The following is a 9,104-nucleotide window of genomic DNA, read 5'->3' as shown; positions in this document are numbered from 1 at the left end:
AACCCGACAGGTTTCAAAAACCTGTCGGGTTTTGATGTAGGATACAACCAAATACCTTCAACTTTAACCAATCATTAAATTTTGAATAATCAATATTTTACATTTGAAAATATAGTATTTTTACTCTTCTTTTTAAGCGTTCTTGCACATAAAAATCTATCAAATTGAATTAACAAAAAATTAACACAACGTTTGTATATACAAATATTAAATGATATACATTTGTATATACAAATTATACACTTACGACTATGACAATTGAAGAGGTTATAAAAAGTACAGTTAAGATGGATAATGCGAAAAAAGTTATTCTGAATATCATGTACACGCAAAATGTGATTCAGGATCATTTCAACGAGTTAATAAAACCGTATGATTTATCCGGAGAACAATATAATGTGTTACGAATATTAAGAGGACAAAAAGGAAATCCTGCTAATATGTGTGTGATACAGGAACGGATGCTGGCAAAAACGAGTAATACAACCAGATTAGTAGACAAATTATTACTGAAGGATTTTGTTACAAGAAAGGTTTGCGAAGGTAACAGACGTAAAATTGAAGTGTTAATCACTCAAAAAGGATTAGACGTTTTAAAAGAATTAGATCCTAAAGTAGATGAACACGAGCGAATATTTGCTGAGAATATAAGTGCTGAAGAATTAGAATTATTAAATCAATTATTAGAAAAATACAGAACCCAACAAAATTAATATTATGAGCACATTATTAGAAAATTTAAACTGGAGATATGCAACAAAGAAATTTGATGCAACTAAAAAAATATCTTCTGAAGATTTAAATACTTTAAAAGAAGCGGTTAGATTAAGTGCTTCTTCATACGGATTGCAACCTTATAAAGTTGTTATCGTAGAAAATCCGGAAATTAGAGAGCAATTAAAAGCTGCTGCTTACGGACAAACTCAAATCACAGATGCATCTCAATTGTTTGTTTTTGCAAATGACTTAAATGTTGGAGCAGAATCTGTAGATGCTTATATCAAAAACATAAGCGAAACAAGAGGTGTTCCTGCTGATGCTCTTGCTGGATTCAGCGATATGATGAAAGGTACAATTGCTAATTTATCAAGCGACCACAAAAACATTTGGACAGCAAAACAAACTTACATCGCTTTAGGAACTTTATTAAGTGCTGCTTCTGAATTGAAAATCGATGCAACTCCAATGGAAGGATTTAATGCAGCTGCATTTAATGAAATCTTAGGTTTTGATAAATTAGGTTTAAACGCGTCAGTTATTGCTACTGTTGGTTACAGACATGGTGAAGATGATACGCAACATTACAAAAAAGTTAGAAAATCTCACGAAGAATTATTTATCACTATATAATTATTATTAATCCAAAATCAATTTACACAACATGAAAAATTTAAAAACAATTGCAATAGCATTATTCGTAGCAGTAGCTAGTATTTCAGTGAATGCTCAAACTAAAAAAATCGACGTAAAAGCAAGTACTATCAAATGGGTAGGAAAAAAAGTAACTGGAGAACACTCTGGAACTGTTAACTTTAAAGATGGTGCATTAGTTTTCAAAGCAAAAAAATTAACTGGTGGTAGTTTCACTGTTGATATGACTTCATTGACTTCTACAGATTTAACTGGAGAATACCAAGGAAAATTAAACGGTCACTTGAAATCAGCAGATTTCTTTGGTACTGAAAAATTCCCAACTGCAAAATTAGTTTTCAAAACTATCAGCGCTAAAGCAACTGACGTTTATACTGTTACTGCTGATTTAACTATCAAAGGAATTACTAAACCTGTAACTTTTGACATCGCTCTAAGCGGAAATAGTGCTACAACAGCATTTAAAGTTGACAGAACTAAATATGATATCAAATACAACTCTGGTAACTTCTTTGAAAACTTAGGAGACAAAACTATCAGTGACGATTTCGAATTAACTGTAGCTATAAAATTCTAATATTTTAAGACATATTATTTCTTATAAGATAAACCCCAATAGTTCAAGTAACTATTGGGGTTTTATTTTATATTTTCAAAAAGATAACATCATTAATATTCACCTAACACTTTCGTAATATCATACCGTGGTTTGATTAACATTTGGCTTCTAATTTTGGTATTATTAAAAAATCAAAAACTAGAAATCAAAATTATAGTTATGAAAGCAAAAATACGTATTACAATCATTGCACTTTTAGGGACTTTATTGCTACAAGCTCAACAACCTAAAGGAATTATTGGCAACAATAACTGGATGAATAACTGGACCAATTTTAAACCTGCTAATACGGAATATAATGAAGCTACAAATATCATTGCTGGAACTATCGATAAAGACACTAAATTAACCAAACGCAATACATATCAATTAGTTGGCGTAGTATACGTGACTAATAATGCCGTTTTAACAATAGAACCGGGAACGGTTATTCGTGGAGACGACAAATCCTGCGGAACTCTGGTTATCACAAATGGTTCGAAAATTATGGCGGAAGGTTCAGAAACTGATCCAATCGTTTTTACTTCAAACAAGGAAATTTCAGAAAGAAAACCCGGCGATTGGGGCGGAATTATAATTTTAGGAAAAGCTCCAATAAACACTATTGGCGGTATTCATACTTTGCCCTTTGATTTAGAACCATTGTTAAATCATTACGGAGGTCAGGATGCCGAAGATAATTCGGGGATTTTAAAATATGTGAGAATTGAATATTCGGGAAGAAAATTAAGCGCTGCAAAGGAACTTAACGGACTTTCGTTAGCCGGAGTTGGTAGAAAAACGGTTTTAAACAGCATTCAGATTAGTTTTTCAAACGATGATTCTTTCGAGTGTTACGGAGGAGATTTAAATATGAATAATCTTGTTTCGTACAGAACAACTGATGATGATTTTGATTTTACACAAGGTGCTCAAATCAATATTAGCAACAGTATTGCGATTCGCCATCCGTTTTCGTCTGATGTTTCGGGTTCAAGATGTTTTGAAGTCGATTCATATGACAAAATTGGAAATACTGATATGAGTAAAAAACTGACTAAAATAAATGCCAACAATATCACTTTAGTAAATTTAGAAGAAAACAATCAGGGACTTGTAAGAGAATCTGTTTATGTGAGAGAAGATACTTTTTTTAATTTGACAAACAGCATTATTTCCGGCTTTACTCCTTTTGCATTATTGGAAGGAAATATTGGAAATGGAGAAGTTAATTTAGCTAAAATTACATTTAAAAACTTAATCGTTAATAATTGTAATGGCGGCATTACGAGTGAAGCCGGCGGAGCTAATTCTGTAATTGAAAAATTTTACAGCAATCCTTCTTTTGAAATTGGATTTACAAAAATAAAAAACAGCGAATTGTTTACAATGCCTAATATCAAAGGAAATCCGGACTTTAGAATTAACCAAAACAATACAATTGCGATTGGAAATTAAATAATTAAATCAGTTGTTTTTCTCGAAATATAACAAATTTTAATATTTAGAAAAGTTTTTTTTGAACTTTTATGTATTCTAATCCAAATTACATTTATATATTTGTGACATCAAAATAAGATATGAAAACAATAATGAACAATACTTGGTGGTGGAAGAATTTACGTCAAACGTCGTGAACTAAGCTTCCTATAGTATTATCAAACTATAAATATAAAAGGCTTGTCATCACGACAAGCCTTTTTTTTTGGTAAAAACTCAAGTGAAAAATATTAAAATTAAAAACAACATACTTTGAAACCATTTATACTCAACACACATTACAAACAAATTCTGGCAGATACAATTACGCCGGTAAGTATTTATTTTAAGATAAGAGATAAATTCCCCAATAGTTTATTGCTTGAAAGTAGTGATTACCACGGAAATGACAATAGTTTCTCCTACATTTGCTGTAACCCGATTGCGACAATAAAAATCGAAAACGAAATCATTTTTAAAACTTTTCCTGACGGAACAACGGAACAAATTGCAATTGATGCTTCGACAAATATTCCTGCAGTAATTCAGGAATTTTCAAGTCAGTTTAAATCAGAAAAAAATGATTTCAAATTCATCAATAATGGTTTATTCGGATACATATCATACGATGCCGTTCGTTATTTCGAGAAAGTTTCGATTGCCAAAAAAGACAGTGCAACTTTAATTCCGGATGTTTTTTATGCAGTTTACCAAAATATTATTGCAATTAATCACTTCAAAAACGAAGCTTATATTTTCTGTCATAGTGTTGATGGAAGAAACAATATTTCGGAAATCGAACAATTATTACAGTCCAGAAATATTGCTTCATACAAATTCACCAAAGAAGGCGAAGGTTTCTCTAACCTGACAGATGAAGAATTTAAACACAATGTGGCTTTAGCCAAAAAACATTGTTTCCGTGGAGACGTTTTTCAATTAGTATTATCGCGTCGTTTCACACAAGGTTTCAAAGGCGACGAATTCAATGTTTACAGAGCTTTAAGAAGTATTAATCCATCTCCGTATTTATTCTTTTTTGATTATGGAGATTTCAAAATATTTGGGTCTTCGCCCGAAGCACAAATTATCGTAAAAGACAGAAAAGCGGAGATTCATCCAATCGCAGGAACTTTTAAAAGAACAGGAAATGACGAACGTGATGCGGTTTTAGCCAAACAACTTTCTGAAGATAAAAAAGAAAATAGCGAACACGTAATGTTAGTCGATTTGGCCAGAAATGATTTAAGCCGAAACGGACACGATGTAAACGTAGAAAAATACAGAGAAGTCCAGTTTTTTTCACACGTAATTCACCTAGTTTCAAAAGTTACAGGTCATTTACATGAAAAAGCTACAACTATGCAAGTCGTTGCAGATACTTTTCCGGCAGGAACTCTAAGCGGTGCACCAAAACACAGAGCGATGCAATTGATTGAAGATTATGAAAAAACAAATCGTAATTTCTACGGAGGCGCAATTGGTTTCATGGATTTTGAAGGCAACTTTAATCACGCAATCATGATTAGAACTTTCCTGAGTAAAAACCACCAATTACATTGTCAGGCAGGAGCCGGAATCGTAGCAAGTTCAGACGAAGAAAGCGAAATGCAGGAAGTTTATAACAAATTAATAGCTTTGAATACAGCGCTTGAAATGGCAGAGAAAATTTAAAAAATATAGTTTCAAGTTTTCTTTGTTTCAGGTTTCAAGTGGTTGAAACGCAAAACAGTAAACTTGAAACAAAGAAAACAGTAAACTTGAAACAAAAAATATAACCTATGAAAAACTTTATTCCTTTTGTTATTGCCATTTTATTTTTCGCTTCATGCGAAAAGAAAGAGTCTGAGATTCTTCCGTTAATTGGAACCTGGCGTTTAATATCAGCCGAAACTACTGAAAATGATTCTACATTTTCAACTTTCAATTCAAAAACAAAAATGATTAAAATTATAAATGATACTCATTTTGCCTTTTTTAATCATGATCTGAATCATGGCAAAGATAGTTCGGCATTATTCTTTGGAGGAGCTGGAAAATATAGTTTAAAAGATAGTGTTTATACGGAACATTTAGAGTTTTTTAATAACAGACAATGGGAGAATAACAAGTTTGAATTTGTGGTAAAAATTAAAAATGATACTCTGATACAAAGAGGATTCGAAAAAATAGAAAAATTAGGCGTTGACCGAATTATTATCGAGAAATACGTTCGAGAAAAGTAAAATTTCAGTTTCAGGTTTTCTTTGTTTCATGTTTCAAGTTATTGGAACGCGAAACAATACACAACACTTTAGCCAAATTGGTTAAGCAAACTTGAAACAAAGAAAACCTGAAACCTGAAACAAAATTAAAGACATGAAAAAAATATTAGTTATAGACAATTACGATAGTTTCACTTATAATTTAGTGCACTATTTAGAAGATTTAAACTGCGAAGTTACTGTATACAGAAATGATGAATTTGATATTGACGAAATCGCATCTTTTGATAAAATATTACTTTCGCCAGGTCCCGGAATTCCAGATGAAGCTGGTTTATTAAAAGCTGTGATTGCAAAATATGCTCCAACAAAAAGTATTTTAGGTGTTTGTTTAGGGCAACAAGCAATTGGGGAAGTTTTTGGAGGAACACTTTCAAACCTTGATAAAGTATATCACGGTGTTGCAACAAATGTAAAAACCGTGGTTTCAGATGAGGTTTTGTTTGAAGGTTTAGGAAATGAATTTGAAGTTGGAAGATACCATTCATGGGTTGTTGACGCCAATTTACCAGATGTTCTTGAAGCAACTTCAATCGATGAAAACGGACAAATTATGTCACTAAGACACAAAACATTTGATGTAAGAGGTGTTCAGTTTCATCCTGAAAGTGTTTTAACGCCAAACGGAAAAAAGATTTTAGAGAACTGGATTAGAAGCTAGTTTCTTTTGTTTCAAGTTTCAGGTTAGCTAAACTTGAAACCTAAAACCTGAAACAAAAAACTCAGAACCTTAGTCTCTCAGAACCTTAGCAACTTAAAAAAATGAAAAACATATTAAACAAATTAATCAACCACGAAGTTCTTACTAAAGAAGAAGCCAAAAACGTATTGATTAATATTTCAAGCGGAAGTTATAACCCAAGTCAGATTTCGTCATTTTTGACTGTATTTATGATGCGAAGTATTACGATTGATGAACTTTCGGGTTTTCGCGAAGCTTTATTAGAATTATGTGTTCGTGTTGATTTATCAGCTTACAATACCATCGATTTATGCGGAACTGGCGGTGACGGAAAAGACACTTTCAATATCTCAACTTTAGCTTCGTTTATTTCTGCCGGAACCGGAATAAAAGTTGCAAAACACGGAAATTACGGTGTTTCATCTATTTCAGGTTCAAGCAATGTAATGGAAAAAATGGGAATCAAATTCAGCAATGATGCTTCGTTTCTGGAAAAATGTATTGACAAAGCAGGAATTTGTGTTTTGCACGCTCCCCTATTTCACCCGGCAATGAAAAACGTGGGACCAATCAGGAAAGAATTAGCCGTAAAAACGTTCTTTAATATGTTGGGACCAATGGTAAATCCGTCATTTCCAAAAAATCAATTGGTTGGTGTTTTCAATCTTGAATTAGCTAGAATCTACGCTTATTTGTACCAAAGTACCGATGTGAATTTTACCATCTTACATTCGCTTGACGGATATGACGAAATTTCTTTGACAGGACCAACCAAAACAATTTCAAACCATATGGAAGGAATGTTAAACCCTTCAGATTTTGGCGTTAGGCTTTTGTCACAAACTGAAATCGAAGGCGGAAAAACAATCGAAGAATCGGCTGATATGTTCATTAATATTCTTTCAGGAAAAGGAAACGAAGCACAGAATAATGTAGTTTGTGCAAACGCCGCAATGGCAATTGCAACGGTTACAAAATGTTCTCCATTAGAAGGATTTGAATTGGCAAAAGAAAGTTTATTGTCTGGAAAAGGACTAAAAGCATTGCAAACATTACAAGAACTAAGTAGGTAAATAGTTTCAAGTTTTCTTTGTTTCAAGTTGTTGGAACGTGAAATAAAAATAAACCTGAAACCTGAAACAAATAAAACAATGAACATACTCGATAAAATAATATTTGATAAACAAAGAGAAGTCGTTCTTAAAAAATCAATCATTCCGGTTTCGCAATTGGAAAACTCAGTGTTTTTTGGACGAGAAACTATTTCTTTAAGTCAAAAACTAAAAGAAAGTTCTACAGGAATTATTGCAGAACACAAACGCCGTTCGCCTTCAAAATCAGTAATTAATCATAATTTTACAGTTGAAGAAGTAGTAAAAGGATATGAAAATGCCGGCGCTTGCGGAATTTCGGTTTTAACCGATGGAAAGTATTTTGGTGGATCATTAGACGATTTACTTTTGGCAAGAGCGAGCGTAAATATTCCGCTTTTGCGAAAAGAATTTATTGTTGATGAATATCAGATTCTTGAAGCAAAAGCTTTTGGAGCCGATTTAATTTTACTAATCGCAGCGGTTTTAACCCGTGAAGAAATCAAATCATTATCTGAATTTGCTAAGAAATTAGGCTTAGAAGTTTTACTGGAAGTTCATAATCAGGAGGAATTACAAAAATCAATTATGCCAACTTTAGATATGATTGGCGTAAATAACAGAAACTTAAAAACTTTTGAAGTAAGCCTGGATTTCAGTAAACAATTAGCATCACAAATTCCGGATGATTTTATTAAAGTATCTGAAAGTGGGATTTCGTCTATCGAAGCAATTTTAGAACTTAAACCTTACGGTTACAAAGGATTTTTAATTGGAGAAAACTTCATGAAAACCGATAACGCCGGAAAAGCTGCAACAGAATTTATTCAACAATTGAGTATTTAAAAGTTCGTCACGAATTTCATTAATTAGCACAAATTTAAGTAGTGCAAATTAGTGTAACTCGCGGCAAAAAACTTTTGCGTTTTCAGTCTTTACAACAAAAAAATTAGTGTCTTAGCGCCTTCGTGGCAAAAACAAAAAACAAAAAAAATGAAACTCAAAATATGCGGCATGAAATATCCCGAAAACATAATCGAAGTAGGCGCACTCCTACCCGATTATATGGGATTTATTTTCTATGAAAAATCCGCTCGATATTTCAACGGAACGATTCCCGAACTTATAAAAACGATCAAAAAAGTGGGCGTTTTTGTAAATGAATCGGTTGAAAATATAATTGACAAAATCAATGAACATAATTTACAAGCAGTTCAGTTACATGGAGAAGAATCTATAGAATTCTGTCAGGAATTAAAAAATAAGATTGATAAAAAAATAGAAATCATAAAAGTATTTTCAGTTGGAGATGATTTTGATTTTGAAGTTTTAAAACCTTTTGAGGCTGTTTGCGATTATTTTCTGTTTGACACAAAAGGAAAATTACCCGGCGGAAACGGAACCACTTTCGACTGGAAAATATTAAAAAATTATAAATCCGATAAACCATTTTTCTTAAGTGGCGGAATCGGACTTGAAGAAATAGCAGCGATTAAAAATCTTAAATTACCCGTTTATGCCATTGATGTAAACAGTAGATTTGAAATCGAACCTGGATTAAAAAATAAAAATTTATTAACCAATTTCAAACGAAAACTTGAAATTGTCAACCTTTAAAA

Annotated in this window: 10 protein-coding genes; all 10 read left to right on the top strand. The window is 32.3% G+C overall.

Annotated features, from left to right (window positions below):
* Nucleotides 1-251: 251 nt before the first annotated feature.
* Nucleotides 252-713 (top strand): MarR family winged helix-turn-helix transcriptional regulator, encoded by a 462-nt coding sequence (locus tag ACHZDT_RS07455; RefSeq protein WP_394773999.1) that lies wholly within the window; start codon nucleotides 252-254, stop codon nucleotides 711-713.
* 4 nt (nucleotides 714-717) lie between these two features.
* The gene (locus ACHZDT_RS07450; protein ID WP_394773998.1) at nucleotides 718-1,350 is read left to right on the top strand and encodes an NAD(P)H-dependent oxidoreductase; all 633 of its coding nucleotides are present in this window, start codon (nucleotides 718-720) and stop codon (nucleotides 1,348-1,350) included.
* Nucleotides 1,351-1,381: 31 nt separating this feature from the next.
* Entirely contained in the window at nucleotides 1,382-1,948 is a 567-nt protein-coding gene (locus ACHZDT_RS07445) for a YceI family protein (protein WP_394773997.1), read from the top strand.
* Nucleotides 1,949-2,149: 201 nt separating this feature from the next.
* Complete coding sequence (locus tag ACHZDT_RS07440; RefSeq protein WP_394773996.1) at nucleotides 2,150-3,427, top strand: hypothetical protein; 1,278 nt, start codon at nucleotides 2,150-2,152, stop codon at nucleotides 3,425-3,427.
* A gap of 294 nt (nucleotides 3,428-3,721) precedes the next feature.
* Nucleotides 3,722-5,122: an anthranilate synthase component I family protein gene (locus ACHZDT_RS07435; protein ID WP_394773995.1), complete on the top strand. Its 1,401-nt coding sequence runs from the start codon at nucleotides 3,722-3,724 to the stop codon at nucleotides 5,120-5,122.
* A gap of 107 nt (nucleotides 5,123-5,229) precedes the next feature.
* Nucleotides 5,230-5,673 (top strand): hypothetical protein, encoded by a 444-nt coding sequence (locus ACHZDT_RS07430; RefSeq protein ID WP_394773994.1) that lies wholly within the window; start codon nucleotides 5,230-5,232, stop codon nucleotides 5,671-5,673.
* Between the two features lie 133 nt (nucleotides 5,674-5,806).
* Entirely contained in the window at nucleotides 5,807-6,373 is a 567-nt protein-coding gene (locus ACHZDT_RS07425; protein ID WP_394773993.1) for an anthranilate synthase component II, read from the top strand.
* 101 nt (nucleotides 6,374-6,474) lie between these two features.
* Nucleotides 6,475-7,467, top strand: a complete 993-nt coding sequence (gene trpD / locus ACHZDT_RS07420; protein WP_394773992.1) for an anthranilate phosphoribosyltransferase — start codon at nucleotides 6,475-6,477, stop codon at nucleotides 7,465-7,467.
* 78 nt (nucleotides 7,468-7,545) lie between these two features.
* Complete coding sequence (gene trpC, locus ACHZDT_RS07415) at nucleotides 7,546-8,331, top strand: indole-3-glycerol phosphate synthase TrpC (RefSeq protein WP_394773991.1); 786 nt, start codon at nucleotides 7,546-7,548, stop codon at nucleotides 8,329-8,331.
* Nucleotides 8,332-8,478: 147 nt separating this feature from the next.
* Nucleotides 8,479-9,102: a phosphoribosylanthranilate isomerase gene (locus ACHZDT_RS07410; protein WP_394773990.1), complete on the top strand. Its 624-nt coding sequence runs from the start codon at nucleotides 8,479-8,481 to the stop codon at nucleotides 9,100-9,102.
* The last annotated feature ends 2 nt before the right edge of the window (nucleotides 9,103-9,104 follow it).

The sequence above is a fragment of the Flavobacterium sp. genome (assembly GCF_043722275.1).
Taxonomy (GTDB): Bacteria; Bacteroidota; Bacteroidia; order Flavobacteriales; family Flavobacteriaceae; genus Flavobacterium.
Note: the sequence above shows the minus strand (reverse complement) of the source record. Positions and strands in the feature narration are given on the sequence as shown.

Excerpts from the sequence above, each read along its gene's own strand:
- ACHZDT_RS07450 (WP_394773998.1), top strand. The coding sequence starts at position 718 with ATGAGCACATTATTAGAAAATTTAAACTGGAGATATGCAACAAAGAAA.
- ACHZDT_RS07425 (WP_394773993.1), top strand. The coding sequence starts at position 5,807 with ATGAAAAAAATATTAGTTATAGACAATTACGATAGTTTCACTTATAAT.
- ACHZDT_RS07430 (WP_394773994.1), top strand. The coding sequence starts at position 5,230 with ATGAAAAACTTTATTCCTTTTGTTATTGCCATTTTATTTTTCGCTTCA.
- trpD (WP_394773992.1), top strand. The coding sequence starts at position 6,475 with ATGAAAAACATATTAAACAAATTAATCAACCACGAAGTTCTTACTAAA.
- ACHZDT_RS07410 (WP_394773990.1), top strand. The coding sequence starts at position 8,479 with ATGAAACTCAAAATATGCGGCATGAAATATCCCGAAAACATAATCGAA.
- ACHZDT_RS07440 (WP_394773996.1), top strand. The coding sequence starts at position 2,150 with ATGAAAGCAAAAATACGTATTACAATCATTGCACTTTTAGGGACTTTA.
- ACHZDT_RS07455 (WP_394773999.1), top strand. The coding sequence starts at position 252 with ATGACAATTGAAGAGGTTATAAAAAGTACAGTTAAGATGGATAATGCG.
- ACHZDT_RS07445 (WP_394773997.1), top strand. The coding sequence starts at position 1,382 with ATGAAAAATTTAAAAACAATTGCAATAGCATTATTCGTAGCAGTAGCT.
- trpC (WP_394773991.1), top strand. The coding sequence starts at position 7,546 with ATGAACATACTCGATAAAATAATATTTGATAAACAAAGAGAAGTCGTT.